Source organism: Burkholderia sp. AcTa6-5 (genome assembly GCF_017815075.1).
GTDB lineage: Bacteria > Pseudomonadota > Gammaproteobacteria > Burkholderiales > Burkholderiaceae > Burkholderia > Burkholderia sola.
Genome location: NZ_JAGIQE010000012.1, coordinates 121,458 through 140,495 on the forward strand (window position 1 = coordinate 121,458; position 19,038 = coordinate 140,495).

Sequence of the window (19,038 nt, forward strand, 5' to 3'; positions counted from 1 at the left end):
ACCAACCGTAACCACACAGGAGCCTGAAAAAGTGGCAAACGATTATCTCTTCACGTCCGAATCCGTCTCCGAAGGCCATCCGGACAAGGTCGCGGACCAAATCTCGGACGCGATTCTCGACGCCATCCTCGAGCAGGACAAATACTCCCGCGTTGCGGCCGAAACGCTGTGCAACACGGGTCTCGTCGTGCTGGCTGGTGAAATCACCACGACGGCCAACATCGATTACATCCAGATCGCGCGCGATACGATCAAGCGCATCGGCTACGACAACACCGACTACGGCATCGACTACAAGGGTTGCGCGGTGCTCGTCGCGTACGACAAGCAGTCGCCGGACATCGCGCAGGGCGTCGATCGCGCACACGACGACAACCTCGATCAGGGCGCGGGCGACCAGGGCCTGATGTTCGGCTATGCGTGCGACGAAACGCCGGAACTGATGCCGCTGCCGATCTACCTGTCGCACCGGCTCGTCGAGCGCCAGGCCAGCCTGCGCCGCGACGGTCGCCTGCAATGGCTGCGTCCGGACGCGAAGTCGCAGGTCACCGTCCGCTACGTCGACGGCAAGCCTGATTCGATCGACACCGTCGTGCTGTCGACGCAGCATGCGCCGGACATCGAGCTGCCGGCGCTGCGCGAAGCGGTGATCGAGGAAATCATCAAGCCGACGCTGCCGGCCGACCTGATCAAGGGCGACATCAAGTTCCTCGTGAACCCGACCGGCCGGTTCGTGATCGGTGGCCCGCAAGGCGATTGCGGCCTGACCGGCCGCAAGATCATCGTCGATACCTACGGCGGTGCCGCACCGCACGGCGGCGGCGCGTTCTCGGGCAAGGATCCGTCGAAGGTCGACCGTTCGGCTGCGTATGCGGGCCGCTACGTCGCGAAGAACATCGTCGCGGCCGGCCTCGCGTCGCGCGCGCTGATCCAGGTGTCGTACGCGATCGGCGTGGCCGAGCCGACCTCGGTGATGGTCAACACGTTCGGCACGGGCCGCGTGTCGGATGCGGTGATCACGAAGCTCGTGCGTGAGCATTTCGATCTGCGTCCGAAGGGCATCATCAAGATGCTCGACCTGCTGCGCCCGATCTACGAGAAGACGGCAGCTTACGGCCACTTCGGCCGCGAAGAGCCGGAATTCTCGTGGGAAGCGACCGACAAGGCGCTCGTGCTGGCCGAAGCGGCCGGCGTGGAGCCGACGGCACGCGTCGCGTAAGCGTCGTCCGCCTGAAACGAAAAACCCCGGCATGCCGGGGTTTTTTTGCGTGTGGAGCGCCGGCGAAATGACGGCGATCGTGGCGGGCCTGCCCGCCGGCGCGGTTTCAGCGTGCGCTGAACCCGAACCACCCATTGCTGGCCGCGAGGCGGCGCGGGCGGTTGATGCGGCGCTGCGGGCCGAGCGTGCGGCGCAGCGCGAGCGCGCGCAGCGACGACGGCTTCTGCAGCAGCGAACGCAGGCCGGCGCGGCGTGCGAACGCCTGCGCGCTCATCATCGAGAAGAATGCGTGGAACCACGCGCGGATGCCGTCCAGCCGGCTGTGCGCGTGCGTGTGCCTGGCGAGCGCCTGCGTGCGGGCGCGGTGATGGCGCAGCGAGCGGGCGGGAGCGGACGGCACGACGCGCTTCGCAGCGCGGTTGAAACGGGAAGTCAGACGGAATGGCATGTGAACGATGCTTCGCTTGTATGGGTGGCGCCCTGCAGAGCGCACTGGTATGAACGGCCTCGGATGACGCAACGGATCTTATCGAAACCCGTTGCGCGCCGCGCCCGCCAGAATTGACAGGCCGCGTCAGGCTACAGGGGATTCGTGACGCGCAAAAGTCGCGATAAACCCTTGTGCCGCAACGCGTGTGCCGCATACCGCCTGTCGCTGAGGCAGGCGCCGCGCCGCACAGTTCCCTTGCGCTGGATCAAATCCGCGATTGGCATGCCCCTGCGCACGACAATGGCGCTGTTCGTGGTATCCGGCGCCGATTTACAATCGTCACATTCACACAATAAACGTCTGGCATCCCATGTCGTCTCCATTGCAGTCGGAATCGATCCGCGCGCAAGTCGCGGAATTGCGCGAGCGCGGCTTCGTCGTCGCGCGCGGCCTCGTCGGCGAAGCGCAGTGCGCGGCGCTCAGGCAGATCGCGGAGCGCCAGTTGCGGGAGGCCGCCGAGCCGATCGAGTTCGAGGCCGACCTGCGCTATCCGGGCGCGCCCGAGTCGAAGCATGCGCCGGGCGGGCATACGGTGCGACGGCTGCTCGATGCGTATTCGCGCGATCCGGCGTTCGCCGCGCGCGCGATCGCGCCCGAGATCGGCGCATGGATGCGCGAGTATTTCGGTGAAGAGCCGGTGCTGTCGCGCGCGCATCACAACTGCATGATGACGAAGCACCCGGCGTACGGCAGCCTGACCGGCTGGCATCGCGATTTCCGCTACTGGGCGTTCGAGCGCCCGGACATGGTCTCGGTGTGGCTTGCGCTCGGGCCGGAAACCAACGAGAACGGCGCGCTGTGGCTCGTGCCGGGTTCGCATACGGCCGAATTCGGGCCGGAAGCGTTCGACGACGCGAAGTTCTTCCGCAGCGATCTGCCGGAAAACCGCAGGATGATCGACGCGGCCACGTGCCCGTCGCTGCAGACGGGCGACGTCGTGTTCTTCCACAGCAACACGCTGCATTCGGCCGGGCAGAACCGTTCCGACCAGGTGAAGTTCTCGCTCGTGTACACGTATCACGGCGCGAGCAACCGGCCGCTGCCCGGCACACGCTCGGCGTCGAAGCCGGAAGTGCCGTTCTAGGTTCGGATCGGACGGGCGGCGACACCGCGGCGGTCACGCGATGCGGCGCATCGCGGGCGTTTGAAGCAACGGGCGGCCTGGCCGCCCGTTTCGTTTGACGCGGCCCGAGCCGAGCGACGCGGGCCGTTCGTATGTCGCGCGGCGGCGCGCTCAGCGCTTGCCGCCCGGCATCGCGAGGCCGATCAGGCCGACGAACGACGCGACGGCGCCGCCGACGATCAGCAGGATCGTCTTCGTCGCCGGCGAGCCGGTGAAGAAGCGCGACACGTTGTCGTTGATCGAATGGAACGACTGGCCGCCGAAATACAGCAGCACGACGCCGCCGACGAGCAGTGCAACCGAGATGACCCGGGACATACCAACCTCGCTGAAACGGTGATTCGAGACGCCGCAGTGTAGGCGAGCGCCGCGGTCGCGTCCATCGTCGTGCCGCCGTGCACGATCCGGCCGCTTTCGCTACCATGGTCGTCGTATGACTTCTTCGCCGCCGTCGCGCCATGGGCGCGGCCGGCGCGCGTCCCTTCCCCCGATGTCCTGACGGAACAGACTCATGGCCTACGAAGCAGCTTCCGAACGTTATGCCGGCATGCAATACCGCACCTGCGGCAAATCCGGGCTCCAACTGCCCGCCCTGTCGCTCGGTCTGTGGCACAACTTCGGCGATTCGACGCCGATCTCGACGCAGCGCGAGATCCTGCGCACCGCGTTCGACCTCGGCATCAACCACTTCGACCTCGCGAACAACTACGGGCCGCCGTACGGGAGCGCCGAAACCAACTTTGGCCGACTGCTGAAGGAGGATTTCCGGCCGTATCGCGACGAGCTGCTGATCTCGACGAAGGCCGGCTGGGACATGTGGCCGGGGCCGTACGGCAGCGGCGGCGGATCGCGCAAATACGTGCTCGCGAGCCTCGACCAGAGCTTGCAGCGGATGGGGCTCGATTACGTCGACATTTTCTACTCGCACCGTTTCGACGCACATACGCCGCTCGAGGAAACCGCCGGCGCGCTCGCGTCGGCGGTGCAGCAGGGCAAGGCGCTCTACATCGGCATCTCGTCGTACTCAGCCGCGAAGACGCGCGAGATGGCCGCGCTGCTCGCGCAATACAAGGTGCCGCTGCTGATTCACCAGCCGTCGTACAACCTGCTGAACCGCTGGATCGAAGAGGATCTGCTCGGCACGCTCGACGACGTCGGCGCGGGCAGCATCGCGTTCACGCCGCTCGCGCAGGGTTTGCTCACGTCGAAGTACCTGAACGGCGTGCCGGCCGACGCGCGCGTGAACAAGCCGGGCGGCGGCTCGCTGAAGCAGGATCACCTGAGCGCGGACAACCTCGAGCATGTGCGCAAGCTCAACGCGATCGCCGAACGGCGCGGCCAGAGCCTTGCACAGATGGCGCTGGCGTGGGTGCTGCGTAACGGCCGCGTGACGTCCGCGCTGATCGGTGCGAGCCGGGCCGAGCAGGTGCGCGAGAACGTCGGTGCGTTGAAGAACCTCGAATTCTCCGCTGAGGAACTCGCGGAGATCGATCGTTACGCGACGGAAGGCGGCATCAATCTGTGGGAAAAGCCGTCCACGGATCAGGCGATCTGATCGAAAGTCGATACGGGATGCGAAACATCGCGTGCCGTATCGGTCACGCGCAGGCAGTCCGTCGCGTCGCTGCGGGGCAGCGACGCACGTCACGCGCCGATGGCGCTAGATCAGCGCAGGCAGGCCTTCAACGAGCAACACAGCGACGCCGACGCCGAGAATGACGCCGAGCACGCGCAGCAGGTTGTGACGGAATTGTGTGGCGCATGGCACCGCGCCGAGAAATAGCGCTCCGGCCAGCGCCATCGGAATCAACAGAATGAAGTCGCCGATCGTGAAATAGGTCGTCATGCGTGTCTCCAGTGTCGGCCGAAGTGGGCGCTTCAGTGCTTGCCTGGCGGCTCCATCCCTGCGGGATATCGGCCCGAAACGGCACGCGTGCGCTCACCCCGGTCCCATGCCGGGTGTTTCTAGTGGGTCCGGCCCGTCGTACGCGGGCCGGTCAATTCGAGTATAGGCAACCGGCGGCGTTTTTCGCTATCCGAACCATTAAAAATCAGCGGAAAGCCTCGGGAATCCCGCGGTTTTCGCGCAAACAAGACGAACGCCTTGCGCGTATCTTTCCCGTTCCTTTCGATTTTCGCGGAATCGTCGTATGTGTCCGATGCGGGCCGCCGCACCCGCGGGCGCGGCGGCCCGCCCGCTCACGCGCGGTCGGGTTGCGGGCGGCCGGCCGGCGCGCGAAACACGAGCGCGAGCCCCGCGATGATCGCGCCCATGCCGGCGAGCGCGAGCGGCTCGGGCCGGTTGCCGAGCCACACGGCGTCCATCAGCGTGGTGACGACGGGCACGAGATAGAACAGGCTCGTCACGTTGACGAGATCGCCGCGCTGCATCAACCGGTAGAACAGCAGTTGCGCGATCACCGAGATCACGATGCCGAGCCACAGCAGCGGCACGACGAACGCCCAGCTCATATCGAACGACACCGGCCGGAACGGCACGATCGCGACGCACAGCGCGAGGCCGATCGCATTCTGCAGCGGCAGCACGTCGGCGGGCGCCGCGCGGACGCGCTTTTGCAGCAGCGAGCCGACGGTCAGCGCGACGAGCGCCGTGAGCGCGCACGCGACGCCGGCAGCCGACAGGCCGCCCGTCCCGCCGCTCACGCCGCGGCCGACGACGAGCGCGAGGCCGGCGAGCGATAGCGCGAGTCCCGCGATGCGCACCGGTTGCCAGCGACGCTCGACGATCGCGAGCGTGAGGATCGGCTGCACGCCGAGGATCGTCGCGAGCACGCCGGGCGCGATGCCGCGCTCGAGCGCGAGCAGGTAGAAGATCGAATAGCCGCCCATCATCAGCAAGCCGGTCAGCGCGGCCATGCGCCGCTCGCCGCGCGGCGGCAGCCAGCGTTTGCGCATGAACGCCAGCGCGAGCAGCACGAGCGATGCGAGCGCGAAGCGGGCGGTGAGAAAGGCGAACGCGGACGCGTGACGCAGACCGAGTTCGGCGAAGATCGCGCCGCTGCTCCACAGCAGTACGAAGAGCGACGTCGCGCCATGCGCGGCGAGCGCGCGTTTGAACGAAACCATGTGAATCCACCTGTCGAACGGATCGAAACGTTCCATTCGCGCGCGCGGCAACACGTCGTGCGTCATGACGCACGTACCTGTGACCAACGGGGCGAATGGAAGACGAAAACGGATGCCGGCGAGTCAGCCGGCGCGTGCCGCCGAAGGGGGCGGCGCGGCGCAGACGAGCGGCGGTGCGACAGGGGGAGGAAGGACCGACGGATGCGCGCACGCCCGCGGCCGCGAGTCGAACTGCGGCCGGGATTTTGCGAGGGCGGACGTGAGCGGATGCATCGTGTCGGAGTGCGGTTGAACGCGAATGAAAGGTTAAGGTACCGCAAGGCAGCCATCGAACGCAACTGCTGTCGGCGGCTGCATATCGCGAGCGACATGTCGCGCCGATGCAGGCCGATGCCGGTGCGCGCGCAAGCGTTCGACGAACGGTGGATAGCGATCGGCATGCGATGCGCGCGACGTGATTCCGGTCGGCCGCGCGAAGTGTTCCGATGATTCCGCAGCGGCGAAGCGAAGCGGCACGCGCGTTGCGTCAACATGTGCGCGCGGCGGCGCCGGGCGGTTTCGGTGGGCAGTCACATTCGACAGGGTATGATGGGGGTAACCGGGCGGGCAAGTACGTGCCCGACGCAGTGGTTGATTGGAGACATTCGACGAATTCGCGGCACTTCGCCTGCTTCTTCTTCTTTTCGCGCTTCGATAAACCGTGAACAATGGGATCACGCGCAACGCTCCGCCGAGAGCGGCGCGGATCGTGCATTTGCCGGCTCGCCAGCGGGCCGGGTTTCAAGATTCAAGAGTGGGGAACCATCATGCATATCGGGTCGATCGTCTGCACTACCCATATCGCGGTGCCGAAGGGCGCGCGCGGCATCGTCCAGCGCATCCTGGGCGACATGGCCATGGTGACCTGGTACGCGGGCGTGCCGGGTGAGTCGAAAGAACTCAACACCGAGCCTTTCTTTCTCGAGGACCTGATCGACACCGGCGAATCCGTTCTGCCGGCCGGCGCGGCGCTTCACTAAGGCTCGTCTTTCGGTCCGGCTGGCTGCACAATGCGGGGCATGACAGACGCCACTTCCGCTCCCGCTTCCTCCGCCAGCCCGCCGTTCGCCGGCCTCACGCCCGAGTGCGTGCTCGACGCGCTCGACAGCGTGCTGATGCCGGCCGGCCTGCGCACCGACGGGCGCCTGCTCGCCCTCAACAGCTACGAAAACCGCGTCTACCAGGTCGGCATCGAAGACGGCCCGCCGGTCGTCGCGAAGTTCTATCGCCCGGCGCGCTGGTCCGACGACGCGATCCTCGAAGAGCATGCGTTCGTCGCCGAACTCGCCGCGCGCGAGATTCCGGCGGTGCCCGCGCGTGCCTTCGACGGCCGCACGCTGCACGCGTTCGACGGCTTCCGATTCTCGATCTTCGAGCGGCGCGGCGGCCGCGCACCCGATCTCGACCGCAGCGACACGCTCGAATGGCTCGGCCGCTTCATCGGCCGCATTCATGCGGTCGGCGCGACGCAGCCGTATGTCGCGCGTCCCGTGCTCGACATCGCCACGTTCGGCTACGAGCCGCGCGACTACCTGCTCGCGCACGATTTCATTCCGGATGACGTAAGACCGGCGTACGAGACCGCGGTCAAGCTCGCGCTCGAAGGCGTCGAGGCCGCGTTCGAGCGCGCCGGAGAGATCCGCCTGCTGCGCACGCACGGCGACTGTCATCCGAGCAACGTACTGTGGACCGATGCCGGCCCGCATTTCGTCGACTTCGACGACAGCCGGATGGCGCCGGCCGTGCAGGATCTGTGGCTGCTGCTGCCGGGCGATCGCGAAGGCGCATCGCGCGCGCTGGCCGACCTGCTCGCCGGCTACGAGGATTTCTGCGAATTCGAGCCGCGCGAGCTGCATCTGGTCGAAGCGCTGCGCACGCTGCGGCTGATCCACTATGCGGCGTGGCTCGCGCGGCGCTGGGACGATCCCGCGTTTCCGGCCGCCTTCCCGTGGTTCAACACGCATCGTTACTGGGAAGCGCGCGTGCTCGAACTGCGCGAGCAGATCGGCGCGATGCAGGAAGGGCCGCTCTGGCCCGTGTGACGTGTGGCGGCTGCATGCGCGGCATCCATGCCGCGCGGCAGCTTCGCCGGGGCCGCGGCGCGACGCGGCCCGCCCTCTCAGAACTTCAGCATCAGCTTGATCAGCGCGGCGAAGCGCTTGCCGTACGGCGGTGCGAGCAGGTTGCGCGCGTTCAGCCGCGCCTGCGTGAGCACCGGCTTCATCTTCGAGAACGTCACGAAGCCGTCGTAGCCGTGATACGCGCCCATGCCGCTCGCGCCGACGCCGCCGAACGGCAAGCTGCCGCACGCGATGTGCATCAGCGTTTCGTTGATCGACACGCCGCCCGAGACCGTTTCGCGCATCACGCGGTCGATCGTGCCGCCATCCTCGTCGAACAGGTATAGCGCGAGCGGACGCGGGCGCGCATTGACGTACGCGATCGCTTCGTCGAGCCGTTCGTACGGCACGAGCGGCAGCAGCGGCCCGAAGATTTCCTCCTGCATCAGTGGCGACGCGGCCGGCACCTGCGTGACCGCGCACGGCACGAAGCGGCGCGACACCGGATCGGACTGCGCGTCGGACAGCGGATGCAGCTGCGCGCCGGCGGCCTGCGCATCGCTTGCCAGTTGCTGCAGACGTGCGTAGTGACGCGGCGACACGATCGTCGTGTAGTCGCCGTTGGTCGACAGGTCCGGATACAGCTTCGCGAAGCGGGCCCGCGCGCGTTCGATGAACGCGCCTTCCATGCCGCGCGGCAGCAGCACGTAGTCGGGCGCGATGCAGGTCTGGCCGGCGTTCAGCGTCTTGCCGGCGACGATCGCGTCGACGGCCGCGTCGAAGCGCGCATTCGGGCCGACGATCGCCGGCGACTTGCCGCCGAGTTCCAGCGTGACGGGCGTGAGGTTGTCGGCGGCCGCGCGCATCACGTGGCGGCCGACCTGCGTCGAGCCGGTGAACAGCAGATGGTCGAACGGCAGTGCGCTGAACGCGGCGCCGACTTCCGCGTCGCCGTTCACGACCGCGACGTGGTCGCGCGTGAAGGTCTTGCCGATCAGTTGCTCGAACAGCGCCGACGTGCGCGGCGTCAGTTCGGACATCTTGATGATCGCGCGGTTGCCGGCGGCGAGCGCGCAGATCAGCGGGCCCACGGCGAGCAGTACCGGGTAGTTCCACGGCACGACGATGCCGACCACGCCGAGCGGTTGCGGAATCACCTTCGCGCGCGCCGGGCGCAGCCACTTGTTCATCGGCTTGCGGATCGGCTTCATCCAGCGCTTGCCGTGCTTCAGCGCATCGTCGATCTCTTCCTTCGCCATCCAGATTTCCGACAGCAGCACTTCCTGCTTCGCGCGATGGCCGAAATCGGCGCTGATTGCGTCGGCGAGCGCATCCGCGTGATCGATCAGCATCGTGCGCAGCGCGCGCAGGTGCTGCGCGCGCGTGTCCCATGCCGGGTACGGTGCGCGCAGGTACGCCGCGCGCTGGTCGTGCAGCAGCGACGTCAGCGCATCGACCGACGGCAGTGCTTGCGGGGCCAGTTCGGGCAGGTCGTTCTTCATGTCGTCTCCTCCAGTTGGGCCTGGCTGATCGGCCGGCCGTCACGCCGCACGCGCACGCTCGGCGAGCGCGGCGACGCGGATCGGGTGATGCGTGTCGCCCGGCGCGGGGCCGGATGCGACGGGTGCTCGAAAACCGGTTTCAGTACGCGGCAAGCGTCGTATCCGCGCGACGGTGTCCGCGTCCGAACGTCGTGCCGCACGGCATGCGCATACGAGCCGATACGGTGACGCGCGGGCACGCGATGCCGTCTCGCGATCGTCTGCCGGTGTACCGCGGCGGCGCAGCGCGACAGATCCGCGGCGGTGGCTCGCCGCGGATCGTTCGGCGGCGGCGACACACCGTCCAAACGGTCGGCGACGACACGTGCCGTTCGATTTCCACCGACCGCGCGCATGGCGCCGTGCATCGTCGCGCGGGCCGTCGTTTGAAATGAAATGCGGACCGCGCGCGTGACCGCCGGATCACCCGGTCGGCACGCGGCCGGCAGGCGTTGGCGCTGCATCGTCGTTCCTCCCGTTTCGCGACGAATCGGCTTCTCGTGGCCGGTGCATCGCGCGACGCGACTCGATACATCTTAAATTTAGTTCACGCGGGCGTTTAGAGGAATCGCTCTTGAATCGGCGCGCCGCGCACGGGACGGCCATTCCTACAATGCCCCGAGGGTCTGTTTGCAGATGGAACACGCATGCGTTGCCATGAGAACGGCCGCTCGCGAGGCGCGCGACGCCGCGAATACTGACGTATTCGCAAGGAGTGCAACGCGGCGAGCGGCCGTTCTCATGGCAACCCCAAATTAAAAAATCATGTAACGGGAATGCCCGAAATCGCCCGTATGGCGGCGTCGCTCGTCGCTTGTTTGGCTCGGCCAAACGGCGCTCCTCGCTCCTTGCCCTACGGGCGATTTCGGGCATTCGCATGCGTGTTCCATCTGCAAACAGACCCTCCAGAGGAGACGCGGTCGCGCGGCGGTGCCGGGCGCCTTCCATGACACGACGGAGACGTGACATGCAATACGACTACATCATCGTCGGCGGCGGCTCGGGCGGCTCGAGCCTCGCCGGCCGTCTCGCCGATGCCTGCCCCGATGCGACGATCGCGCTGATCGAGGCCGGCTCGCATACGGAGCGCAACCTGCTCGTCAACATGCCGGTCGGCATCGCGGCGCTGGTGCCGTTCAAGCTCGGCACCAACTACGGCTACGAGACGGTGCCGCAGCCGGGCCTCGGCGGGCGGCGCGGTTATCAGCCGCGCGGGCGCGGGATGGGTGGCTCGAGCGCGATCAACGCGATGATCTACACGCGCGGCCACCCGACCGACTACGACGAGTGGGCGCAGCTCGGCGCGACGGGCTGGGGTTGGCAGGACGTGCTGCCGTATTTCCGCCGCGCGGAAGGCAACGAACGCGGCGCGGACGCATGGCACGGCGCGGACGGGCCGCTGTCGGTATCGGATCTGCGCTTTCGCAATCCGTTCTCCGAACGATTCATCCAGGCCGCGCACGCGGCCGGCTATCCGCTGAACGACGACTTCAACGGGGCGACGCAGGAAGGCGTCGGCTTCTATCAGGTCACGCATCGCGACGGCTCGCGCTGCAGCGTGGCGCGTGCGTACATTTACGGCCGCAACCGGCCGAACCTGCACGTGGTCCCCGATGCGACGGTGCTGCGCGTCGGCTTCGACGGCAAGCGCGCGGTCGGCGTCGTCGTGTCGCGCAACGGGCGGGTCGAGACGCTCGGCGCGCGCGCGGAAGTGGTCCTGTCGGCCGGCGCGTTCAATTCGCCGCAACTGCTGATGTGTTCGGGGATCGGCCCGGCCGATCAGTTGCGCCGGCACGGGATCGCGGTCGTGCAGGATGCGCCGGACGTCGGCGCGAACCTGATCGACCACATCGACTTCATCATCAACACCCGCGTGAATTCGTCGGAACTGGTCGGCGTGTGCGTGCGCGGGATCGCGAAGATGACGCCCGCGCTCGTGCGCTATTTCTCGAGCCGCACGGGGATGATGACGAGCAACGTCGCGGAGGCCGGCGGCTTCATCAAGAGCGATCCGTCGCTCGCGCGGCCCGACCTGCAACTGCATTTCTGCACGGCGCTCGTCGACGATCACAACCGCAAGATGCACTGGGGTTTCGGCTATTCGCTGCACGTGTGCGCGCTGCGGCCGTTCAGCCGCGGCATGGTCGCGCTCGCGAGCGGCGATGCGCGCGACGCGCCGCTGATCGATCCGCGCTTCTTCAGCGATTCACGCGACCTCGACCTGCTGGTGCGCGGTACGCACGCGATGCGCCGCATCCTGTCGCAGGCGCCGCTCGCGTCGCACGGCGGGCGCGAGCTGTACACGCGGCCGGACCAGAGCGAAGCGGAGCTGCGCGCGACGATCGTCGCGCATGCGGACACGATCTATCACCCGGTCGGCACCTGCCGGATGGGCTCGGATGTGCGCGCGGTCGTCGATCCGCAACTGCGCGTGCGCGGCGTCGACGGGCTGCGGGTGGTGGATGCGTCGGTGATGCCGACGCTGGTCGGCGGGAACACGAATGCGCCGTCGGTGATGATCGGCGAACGCGCGGCGGACTTCATCGTCGCCGCGCGCAAGGGCGGCGTCCCGCGCGGCGAGGCGGCTGCCGCGGTGCACGGCCGCTGAACGCGGCGCGCGCACGGCAGCAGCAGCCCATGCTCAGGCAAACGTATCGACGAGGCCGGCGCGGCTCGCGCGCGCGGCGACCGGTGCGGATTGCGCGGCGTCGACGGGTGCATCGACGGCTGATGGTCCGCCGTTCCCGCGTCGCGGCGACTGGCCGCCGGCGAAGGTCTGCTGCGGGTTTTGCTGCTGTTGCTGCGAAGCGAAGCCGCCGTCGCTGACGGTCGCGCTGCCGAGCCCGAGCCCGCCCGCTTCCATCGCTTCGCGCAGCTTCGGCAGCGCGGCTTCGACCGCGTCGCGCACCTGCGCGTGCTGCGACACGAACAGTGCGTGCGCATGGTTGTCCGCGACGCGCAGCACGACCTGCAGCGGCCCGAGATCGGGCGGGTTGAGCGTCAGCTCGGCGCTCTGCTGGTGCGCATTCGACAGGAACACCACCTTCTGGCTCAGCGCATCCGTCCAGTCGGCCGTGCCGACGTGCGGCGCGAGCACGTGCGCGTTGGCGGCGGCGATCGCGCCGGCTGCCGGCGACAGTTGCAGGTTCGCCTGCGCGGCGGCGGCAGCCGTTGCGCCGGCCGCGAGCGTCGCGCTGGCGGCCGGGTCCGTCGCGTTGCTGGCCGCCGCGAGCGCGTGCTGGACGCCGGACTGCGCGTTCGCGTCGGCCTGCAGTGTCTGCGCGGTGATCTGGGTCGGCGTCGGTTGCGTGGCGAGCGCGCCTTTCGCGTCGGCGAGCGTGCGGTCGAAGGTCGGCACTTTCGGCGTCAGCGGTGCGGCGGCGTTCGATGCGGTTGCGGCCGGCGTCGTCGGCGTGGCGGCGGCGGTCGCGCCGGTCGCCGGCATCGCGATCGCGCCCGCGCCGCCCGTCAGCTTGGCGAGCGCCGCTTGCAGCGCGTCGCGGCTCGATGCCGGGTCGGTCGGTTGGGCGGCCGCGTCCTGGGCTGCATGATCGGCGAGCGTCGCCGCGGCGTCCGGCTGGCCGGACACGGCCGTCTTTTGCGTCGTGGCCGCGGCGGCAACGGCCGCGGCGGTCGCCGCGTCGGCCGGCGTCGCGGTGTCCGGGCGCGCCTGCAATTGCGCCTGCACGGCCGCGGCGGCCGCAAGCGCGGCGGCGTCGGGGTTGACGGCGGCGTTCGCGGTCGTGTCGTCGGTCGCCTTGTCGTCATCCGTGCCGGACGGTTTCGCGCCGGCGGCCGGCTTCGACGCAGCCTGTTGGGTCGACGCGTCCGGCGTGCCGGCGTTGGCCGTATCGCCGCGCGTGGCGACGCTTTGCTTGAGCGTCTGCGCGAACGGCGCGGCGCTCGTGGCGGCCGACGCATCGTTGGCGGCGGACGAACCCGAGCCGCGGGCGGCCTTGAGTGCGGCGCCGGCGGTGTCGAGCAGCGCGCCGAGCAGGGGCAGGGGAGGCATGACGGTTCTCTCGTTCGAATGCGGTGGTCGGTTACGACGAACGGGCCGCGTCGGCCCGCATGCGCAGGATCTTCGCGGCGTGTTCGTCGGCGTCGCGCTGTTCGCGCCGGGCGTCGCGCTGTGCTTCCTGCGCGACGCCGCGCGCCTGCAGGATTTCATACGAGCCGACGGTACGTTTCTTCTGCTGCCAGTTCGGGCGCGCCTCGTCGATGCGGACGTCGGCCGCGGCGAGCACGCTGCGCTGCTGCGCGATCGCGGCATCGAGCGTGTCGATGAACGCCTGGAAATTGCGCCAGTTGCCGGCCGGCATCCCGCTTTGCGCGGATTGCGCGAAGCGCGCGTGATATTCGTCGCGATAGCGCAGCAGCGCGTCGAGCTGTTCGGCCGCCGCGGTGCGGTCGCGCTGCGCGGTGCCGAGCTGCTTTGCGGCCGAGTCGAGGTCGTCCTGCGCACGGTCGAGCAGCAACTGAAGGGGAAAGCCGTGGGCCATCGGGATCAGCCTCCGTAAGCGTCGAACAGCGCATCGAGCGCAGTGAGGCTCGATGCGAACGGCGCGCATTCGCGAAAGCCTTGCTGCAGGAACGCCTCGATGCGCGGGTAGAGCGCGATCGCGCGGTCGAGCTGCGCGTCGCGGCCGGGGGCGTACGCGCCGACCGCGATCAGGTCGCGGTTGCGCTGGTAGCGCGACAGCATCTGCTTGAACTGCCGCACGTGGTCGAGATGCGTTTCGTCGATCAGCGCGGTCATCGCGCGGCTGATCGACGCTTCGATGTCGATCGCGGGATAGTGGCCGGCCTCGGCGAGCGCGCGCGACAGCACGATGTGGCCGTCGAGGATCGCGCGCGCCGAATCGGCGATCGGGTCCTGCTGGTCGTCGCCTTCGGTCAGCACCGTGTAGAACGCGGTGATCGAGCCGCCGCCTTCGGGCCCGTTGCCGGTGCGCTCGACGAGCGCGGGCAGCTTCGCGAACACCGACGGCGGATACCCCTTGGTCGCGGGCGGCTCGCCGATCGCCAGCGCGATCTCGCGCTGCGCCATCGCGTAGCGCGTCAGCGAATCCATCAGCAGCAGCACGTGCTTGCCCTGGTCGCGGAAATACTCGGCGAGCGACGTCGCGTACGCGGCGCCCTGCATCCGCAGCAGCGGCGACACGTCGGCCGGCGCCGCGACGACGACCGAGCGCGCGAGCCCGTCCTCGCCGAGGATCTGTTCGATGAATTCCTTCACTTCGCGGCCGCGTTCGCCGATCAGCCCGATCACGATCACTTCCGCGCTCGTGTAGCGCGCCATCGTGCCGAGCAGCACCGACTTGCCGACGCCGGAGCCCGCGAACAGGCCCATCCGCTGGCCGCGGCCGACGGTGAGCAGCGCGTTGATCGCGCGCACGCCGACGTCGAGCACGTGGTGGATCGGTTCGCGATCGAGCGGGTTGATCGACGGCGCCGACAGCGGCGCATCGACTTTCGACGCGAGCGGGCCGAGGCCGTCGAGCGGGCGGCCCGACGCGTCGACGACGCGCCCGAGCATCTCCCAGCCGACCGGCAGCCGCTTCGCGCCCGCGAGCGGATCGGTGACGGGCGCGCTTTCGCGCGGCCACACGCGTGCGCCGGGCAAGACGCCTGCGACGTCGGTGGTCGGCATCAGGAACAGGCGGTCGCCGGCGAAGCCGACGACTTCCGCTTCCGCATGCGGCAGCGTGCTGCCGGGCGGCAGTTCGATCGTGCATTCTGCGCCGACCGACAGGCGCAGCCCGATCGCCTCGAGCACGAGGCCGGCCGCGCGCGTGAGGCGCCCGCACGGGCGCAGCGGCAGCGCGTGGTGGCTGCGCGCGGCGAGCCCGTTCAGGTGCGTGCGCCAGTGCGCGAGATGCGGGTTGTGCGGCGCGCGCGGGGCGGCGGCGGCGGCCGCGGACGCGGACGCGGGGTGCGGCGTGGCATCGTGCGCGGCCGCCGGCCCGAACGACGCGAGCGCGAGCTCGCGTTCGAGCGGCGTCATGCCGTCGTGCGCGAGCGCGTCGGGCGAGCGCGTCACCACGTGCTTACCTTGCCGATCGCGGCGGCGACGCGCTGCCAGCGCGTGGGCAGCGTCGCGTCGACCTCCCCGGTCGCGGCGTGCGCGCGGCAGCCGCCGCGCTCGATCGACGCGTCGGTGCGCACGTTCCAGCCGAGCGTGTCGAGATCGTCCTGCAGATACGCTTCGACGACGGGCAGGTCGGCCGGATTGACCGCGAGATGCGGCGCGCCGGACAGCGCGGGTTCGGCCGCGAGCACGTCGCGCACGGCGGCGACCAGTGCGGCCGGGTCGTGCTTCACGTGCTGGCGCACGACCTGCTGCGCGATGTCGAGCGCGAGCTGCGCGAGGTCGGACGCGAGATCGTGTTCGACGGTCGCCACGGCTTCGCGGAACGACGCGGCGAGCGCCGCGAGCTGCGCGGCCTGTTCGCGTGCGTCGGCCTGGCCGGCCTCGAAGCCCTGTTCGCGGCCCTGCTCGAAACCGGCCTGGTAGCCGCGCGCCTGGCCTTCGACGTGGCCGGCCGCATGGCCTTCGGCGTGCGCGGCGTCGCGCACGCGCTGCAATTCCTCGGCGAGCGCGGCCGCAGCGGCCGCCGCGTCGTCGGGCGGCGGCGGGGGCGGCGGCGGGTCGAACGACGCCATCTCCCACCGCTGGTATGCGGTGAGGGTGCCCACGCGATCGCTCGCCGAATCAGACATACGCGTCTTCCGCCTTGCCGCCGATCGCGATCGCGCCGCTCTCGGCCAGGTTGCGCACGATCTGCAGGATGCGGCGCTGCTGCGTCTCGACGTCGGACACGCGTACCGGGCCGCGTGCGTCGAGATCCTCGGCGAGCAGTTCGGCCGCGCGCTGCGACATGTTCGCGAGGAACTTCTGACGCAGCGCGGGCGGTGCGCCCTTCAACGCGATGATCAGCGTTTCCGACTCGACTTCCTTCAGGATCATCTGGATCGCGCGATCCTCGAGGTCGAGCAGGTTCTCGAACACGAACATCTGGTCGATGATCTTCTGCGCGAGATCGGCGTCGTACTGGCGCACGCTTTCGAGCACGCCTTCCTCGTGCACGCTGGTCATGAAGTTCAGGATCTCGGCCGCGGTGCGGATGCCGCCCATCGGGCTGCGCTTCAGGTTGTCGCTGCCGGACAGCAGGCCCGTCAGCACGTCGTCGAGCTCGCGCAGCGCGGCCGGCTGGATGCCGTCGAGCGTCGCGATCCGCAGCAGCACGTCGTTACGCAGCCGTTCGGTGAAGCACGATGCGATTTCGGACGCCTGGTCGCGGTCGAGGTGCACGAGGATCGTCGCGATGATCTGCGGATGCTCGTTCTTGATCAGTTCGGCCACCGCGGCCGAATCCATCCATTTGAGGCCCTCGATGCCGCTCGTGTCGCTGCCCTGCAGGATGCGGTCGATCAGCACGCCGGCCTTGTCCTCGCCGAGCGCCTTCGTCAGCACCGAGCGGATGTACTCGTTGGAATCGAGCGACAGCGCGGTGTGCTGCTCGGCTTCCTTCACGAATTCCTGCAGCACGTCCTCGACCTGCTCGCGCGTGACGTTCTTCAGCGCGGCCATCGCCACGCCGATCTTCTGGACCTCGCGCGGCGCGAGGAACTTGAATACCTGCGCGGCCTCTTCCTCGCCGATCGACATCAGCAGCAGCGCGCTCTTGGTCAAGCCTTCAGCGTTCATCGGACACCCAGTTCTTCACGACGGTGGCGACGATCTTTGGATCCTGGCGGGCGATCGTGCGCGCGTAGTCGAGGTTGCGTTCGTAGCGGTTCTTCTCGTTTTCGAAGCCGAGCAGCAGCGGATCGGCTTCGTCGGCTGGCTTCTCCAGCGCGGGCAGGCCGTCGAGCGCGACCGTGTCTTCCGGCGCGGCGAGCGCCGGCGCGGCCGGCTCGGGCGGCGGGAACGCGCGGCGCATCGCCGGGCGCACGAACATGAAGTAGAGCGCCGCTGCGGCCGCTGCGATGCCGAGCCACTTCGCGGCTTCCTTCGCCATCGCGATCACGTCGGGTTGGCGCCACCACGGCAGGTCGGCGTACGGGTCGCTCACGGTCGAGAACGCGCTGTTCACGACGTTGACCGAGTCGCCGCGCTTCGCGTCGTAGCCCATCGCATCCTTCACGAGCTGTTCGACCTGCGCGAGCTTCGCGGGCGGCAGCGGCTGCATCGTCACGTGGCCCTTCGCGTCGGCGACCGGCTGGTAGTTGACGACGACCGCGACCGACAGCCGCTTCACGCTGCCCATCGGCTGTTCGGTATGGCGGATCGTCTTGTCGAGCTCGTAGTTGGTCGTCTGGTCCTTGCGGTCGCTGACCGGCGTGGTCTGCGGCCCGTTCTGGCCGTTGCCCGCGACGATCGGCGCGGAGGCCGGCTGCGGCGGCGTGTTCGACAGCGCGCCCGGCACGCCCGACGCGCCGCCCTGCGCGAGTTCGGTCGCGCTGCTGGTCTGCTGGCTGCGGATCGCGGATTGCTGCGGATTGCCGTTCGGGCCGTAGCTTTCCGACGTCTGCTCGATCTTCGAGAAATCGAGATCGGCGCTGACCTGCGAGCGCGCGTTGCCGGCGCCGAAGATCGGCGCGAGGATCGCGTCGATGCGCTTCTGCGTGTTGTGCTCGACCTGCTGCACGTACTTGAGCTGGCTCGCGTCGAGGCCGGACGCGGACGCGGTCTGGGTCAGCAGGTTGCCGTCCTGGTCGACGATCGTCACGTTCTTGGCCGGCATGTCGGGCACGCCGGACGACACCATCCGCGTGATCGCCTGCACCTGGCCCTCGTCGAGCACGCGGCCCGGGTAGAGGTCGACGAACACCGACGCGCTCGGCGCTTCCTTGTCGCGCACGAACACCGACGGCTTCGGGATCGCGAGGTGCACGCGCGCGCCGCGCACGGCGTTGATCGATTCGATGGTGCGCTGCAGCTCGCCTTCGAGCGCGCGCTGGTAGTTGATCTGCTCGGCGAACTGGCTGATGCCGAATTTCTGGTTGTCCATCAGCTCGAAGCCGACCGAGCCGCCCTTCGGCAGCCCCATCGCGGCGAGCTTCAGGCGCGTTTCGTGCACCTGGCCCGACGGCACGAGGATCGCGCCGCCGGCATCGGCGAACTTGTAGGGAACGTTTGCCTGCTGGAGCGCGGCGATGATCGCGCCGCCGTCGCGGTCCGACAGGTTGCTGTACAGCACGCGGTAGTCGGGCGCGCGGCTCCACAGCACGAGCGCGGTGATCGCGGCGATCGCGAACGCGACGGCGATCACGAACGGCAGCTTCGGGTTGCCCTTCATCCGCGAGATGCCGGGGATGCGTTCGGCGAAGCCGCCCAGCCCGAAGTCCGCGCCTGCGCCGCCCGCGCCCGGCAACGCGGCGGCCGCGGCGGCGCCTGGCGCCGGGCTGAGGCCCGCGCGGGCGTCTGGGTTGATCAGCGAGTTAGCCTGCGAATCCATGCGTCGAGTTTCTCC

At 68.8% G+C, this 19,038-nt stretch carries 18 protein-coding genes; 6 read left to right on the plus strand and 12 right to left on the minus strand.

Annotation, left to right across the window (positions count from 1 at the left end):
- The first annotated feature begins 31 nt into the window (after window positions 1-31).
- Window positions 32-1,219, plus strand: a complete 1,188-nt coding sequence (metK, locus tag J8I33_RS17880; RefSeq protein WP_050017940.1) for a methionine adenosyltransferase — start codon at window positions 32-34, stop codon at window positions 1,217-1,219.
- A 106-nt stretch (window positions 1,220-1,325) separates the two neighbouring features.
- Here the strand turns inward: metK and J8I33_RS17885 are convergent, their stop codons facing one another.
- Window positions 1,326-1,667, minus strand: coding sequence for a hypothetical protein (locus tag J8I33_RS17885; RefSeq protein WP_006753005.1), 342 nt, complete (start codon window positions 1,665-1,667; stop codon window positions 1,326-1,328).
- 352 nt (window positions 1,668-2,019) lie between these two features.
- Between J8I33_RS17885 and J8I33_RS17890 the strand changes: the two genes are divergently transcribed.
- A complete protein-coding gene (locus J8I33_RS17890) occupies window positions 2,020-2,793 on the plus strand; it encodes a phytanoyl-CoA dioxygenase family protein (protein WP_050017942.1) in 774 nt (257 codons plus the stop codon).
- Window positions 2,794-2,943: 150 nt separating this feature from the next.
- Here the strand turns inward: J8I33_RS17890 and J8I33_RS17895 are convergent, their stop codons facing one another.
- Window positions 2,944-3,150 (minus strand): DUF3185 family protein, encoded by a 207-nt coding sequence (locus J8I33_RS17895; protein ID WP_006477510.1) that lies wholly within the window; start codon window positions 3,148-3,150, stop codon window positions 2,944-2,946.
- Between the two features lie 193 nt (window positions 3,151-3,343).
- Between J8I33_RS17895 and mgrA the strand changes: the two genes are divergently transcribed.
- Window positions 3,344-4,387, plus strand: coding sequence for an L-glyceraldehyde 3-phosphate reductase (gene mgrA / locus J8I33_RS17900; RefSeq protein ID WP_089488907.1), 1,044 nt, complete (start codon window positions 3,344-3,346; stop codon window positions 4,385-4,387).
- 105 nt (window positions 4,388-4,492) lie between these two features.
- Here the strand turns inward: mgrA and J8I33_RS17905 are convergent, their stop codons facing one another.
- Entirely contained in the window at window positions 4,493-4,678 is a 186-nt protein-coding gene (locus J8I33_RS17905; RefSeq protein WP_006482800.1) for a hypothetical protein, read from the minus strand.
- 353 nt (window positions 4,679-5,031) lie between these two features.
- Entirely contained in the window at window positions 5,032-5,919 is an 888-nt protein-coding gene (locus J8I33_RS17910; RefSeq protein ID WP_050017949.1) for a DMT family transporter, read from the minus strand.
- An 806-nt stretch (window positions 5,920-6,725) separates the two neighbouring features.
- Here J8I33_RS17910 and J8I33_RS17915 point away from each other — a divergent pair.
- Both J8I33_RS17915 and J8I33_RS17920 read left to right on the plus strand, forming a co-directional pair.
- Complete coding sequence (locus J8I33_RS17915; protein ID WP_006477514.1) at window positions 6,726-6,938, plus strand: hypothetical protein; 213 nt, start codon at window positions 6,726-6,728, stop codon at window positions 6,936-6,938.
- A 39-nt stretch (window positions 6,939-6,977) separates the two neighbouring features.
- The gene (locus tag J8I33_RS17920) at window positions 6,978-8,000 is read left to right on the plus strand and encodes a serine/threonine protein kinase (RefSeq protein WP_124556258.1); all 1,023 of its coding nucleotides are present in this window, start codon (window positions 6,978-6,980) and stop codon (window positions 7,998-8,000) included.
- A 77-nt stretch (window positions 8,001-8,077) separates the two neighbouring features.
- Here the strand turns inward: J8I33_RS17920 and J8I33_RS17925 are convergent, their stop codons facing one another.
- Together J8I33_RS17925 and J8I33_RS17930 are read right to left on the minus strand one after the other, a co-directional pair.
- Window positions 8,078-9,520 carry a coniferyl aldehyde dehydrogenase gene (locus J8I33_RS17925; RefSeq protein WP_124556259.1) on the minus strand — a complete coding sequence of 481 codons (1,443 nt, stop codon included), beginning with the start codon at window positions 9,518-9,520 and terminating at the stop codon, window positions 8,078-8,080.
- Window positions 9,517-10,023, minus strand: coding sequence for a hypothetical protein (locus J8I33_RS17930; RefSeq protein WP_209928156.1), 507 nt, complete (start codon window positions 10,021-10,023; stop codon window positions 9,517-9,519). The genes J8I33_RS17925 and J8I33_RS17930 overlap by 4 nt, the downstream gene beginning before the upstream one ends.
- Window positions 10,024-10,526: 503 nt before the next feature.
- On the opposite strand from J8I33_RS17930, the gene J8I33_RS17935 reads away from it, so the two are divergent.
- Entirely contained in the window at window positions 10,527-12,167 is a 1,641-nt protein-coding gene (locus tag J8I33_RS17935; protein WP_209938428.1) for a GMC family oxidoreductase N-terminal domain-containing protein, read from the plus strand.
- A gap of 33 nt (window positions 12,168-12,200) precedes the next feature.
- Here J8I33_RS17935 and J8I33_RS17940 read toward each other — a convergent pair whose 3' ends face one another.
- From J8I33_RS17940 to fliF, 6 genes are read right to left on the minus strand one after another with little or no spacing between them, the layout of a single operon-like run.
- Entirely contained in the window at window positions 12,201-13,571 is a 1,371-nt protein-coding gene (locus J8I33_RS17940) for a flagellar hook-length control protein FliK (protein ID WP_209928151.1), read from the minus strand.
- A 31-nt stretch (window positions 13,572-13,602) separates the two neighbouring features.
- Window positions 13,603-14,061 (minus strand): flagellar export protein FliJ, encoded by a 459-nt coding sequence (gene fliJ, locus J8I33_RS17945; protein ID WP_050014220.1) that lies wholly within the window; start codon window positions 14,059-14,061, stop codon window positions 13,603-13,605.
- 5 nt (window positions 14,062-14,066) lie between these two features.
- Window positions 14,067-15,605 (minus strand): flagellar protein export ATPase FliI, encoded by a 1,539-nt coding sequence (gene fliI, locus J8I33_RS17950; RefSeq protein WP_209938430.1) that lies wholly within the window; start codon window positions 15,603-15,605, stop codon window positions 14,067-14,069.
- Entirely contained in the window at window positions 15,599-16,282 is a 684-nt protein-coding gene (fliH, locus tag J8I33_RS17955) for a flagellar assembly protein FliH (protein ID WP_050014222.1), read from the minus strand. Before fliH ends, fliI begins: the two co-directional genes overlap by 7 nt.
- On the minus strand, window positions 16,275-17,270 hold the full coding sequence (fliG, locus tag J8I33_RS17960) for a flagellar motor switch protein FliG (protein WP_050014223.1): 996 nt from the start codon (window positions 17,268-17,270) through the stop codon (window positions 16,275-16,277). Before fliG ends, fliH begins: the two co-directional genes overlap by 8 nt.
- Complete coding sequence (fliF, locus tag J8I33_RS17965) at window positions 17,260-19,023, minus strand: flagellar basal-body MS-ring/collar protein FliF (RefSeq protein WP_050014224.1); 1,764 nt, start codon at window positions 19,021-19,023, stop codon at window positions 17,260-17,262. Before fliF ends, fliG begins: the two co-directional genes overlap by 11 nt.
- Between the last annotated feature and the right edge of the window lie 15 nt (window positions 19,024-19,038).

What these genes read in the sequence shown, in the direction of transcription:
- J8I33_RS17885 (WP_006753005.1), bottom strand. Translation starts at nt 1,667, where the DNA reads ATGCCATTCCGTCTGACTTCCCGTTTCAACCGCGCTGCGAAGCGCGTC.
- J8I33_RS17890 (WP_050017942.1), top strand. Translation starts at nt 2,020, where the DNA reads ATGTCGTCTCCATTGCAGTCGGAATCGATCCGCGCGCAAGTCGCGGAA.
- J8I33_RS17895 (WP_006477510.1), bottom strand. Translation starts at nt 3,150, where the DNA reads ATGTCCCGGGTCATCTCGGTTGCACTGCTCGTCGGCGGCGTCGTGCTG.
- mgrA (WP_089488907.1), top strand. Translation starts at nt 3,344, where the DNA reads ATGGCCTACGAAGCAGCTTCCGAACGTTATGCCGGCATGCAATACCGC.
- J8I33_RS17905 (WP_006482800.1), bottom strand. Translation starts at nt 4,678, where the DNA reads ATGACGACCTATTTCACGATCGGCGACTTCATTCTGTTGATTCCGATG.
- J8I33_RS17910 (WP_050017949.1), bottom strand. Translation starts at nt 5,919, where the DNA reads ATGGTTTCGTTCAAACGCGCGCTCGCCGCGCATGGCGCGACGTCGCTC.
- J8I33_RS17915 (WP_006477514.1), top strand. Translation starts at nt 6,726, where the DNA reads ATGCATATCGGGTCGATCGTCTGCACTACCCATATCGCGGTGCCGAAG.
- J8I33_RS17920 (WP_124556258.1), top strand. Translation starts at nt 6,978, where the DNA reads ATGACAGACGCCACTTCCGCTCCCGCTTCCTCCGCCAGCCCGCCGTTC.
- J8I33_RS17925 (WP_124556259.1), bottom strand. Translation starts at nt 9,520, where the DNA reads ATGAAGAACGACCTGCCCGAACTGGCCCCGCAAGCACTGCCGTCGGTC.
- J8I33_RS17930 (WP_209928156.1), bottom strand. Translation starts at nt 10,023, where the DNA reads ATGCAGCGCCAACGCCTGCCGGCCGCGTGCCGACCGGGTGATCCGGCG.
- J8I33_RS17935 (WP_209938428.1), top strand. Translation starts at nt 10,527, where the DNA reads ATGCAATACGACTACATCATCGTCGGCGGCGGCTCGGGCGGCTCGAGC.
- J8I33_RS17940 (WP_209928151.1), bottom strand. Translation starts at nt 13,571, where the DNA reads ATGCCTCCCCTGCCCCTGCTCGGCGCGCTGCTCGACACCGCCGGCGCC.
- fliJ (WP_050014220.1), bottom strand. Translation starts at nt 14,061, where the DNA reads ATGGCCCACGGCTTTCCCCTTCAGTTGCTGCTCGACCGTGCGCAGGAC.
- fliH (WP_050014222.1), bottom strand. Translation starts at nt 16,282, where the DNA reads ATGTCTGATTCGGCGAGCGATCGCGTGGGCACCCTCACCGCATACCAG.
- fliG (WP_050014223.1), bottom strand. Translation starts at nt 17,270, where the DNA reads ATGAACGCTGAAGGCTTGACCAAGAGCGCGCTGCTGCTGATGTCGATC.
- fliF (WP_050014224.1), bottom strand. Translation starts at nt 19,023, where the DNA reads ATGGATTCGCAGGCTAACTCGCTGATCAACCCAGACGCCCGCGCGGGC.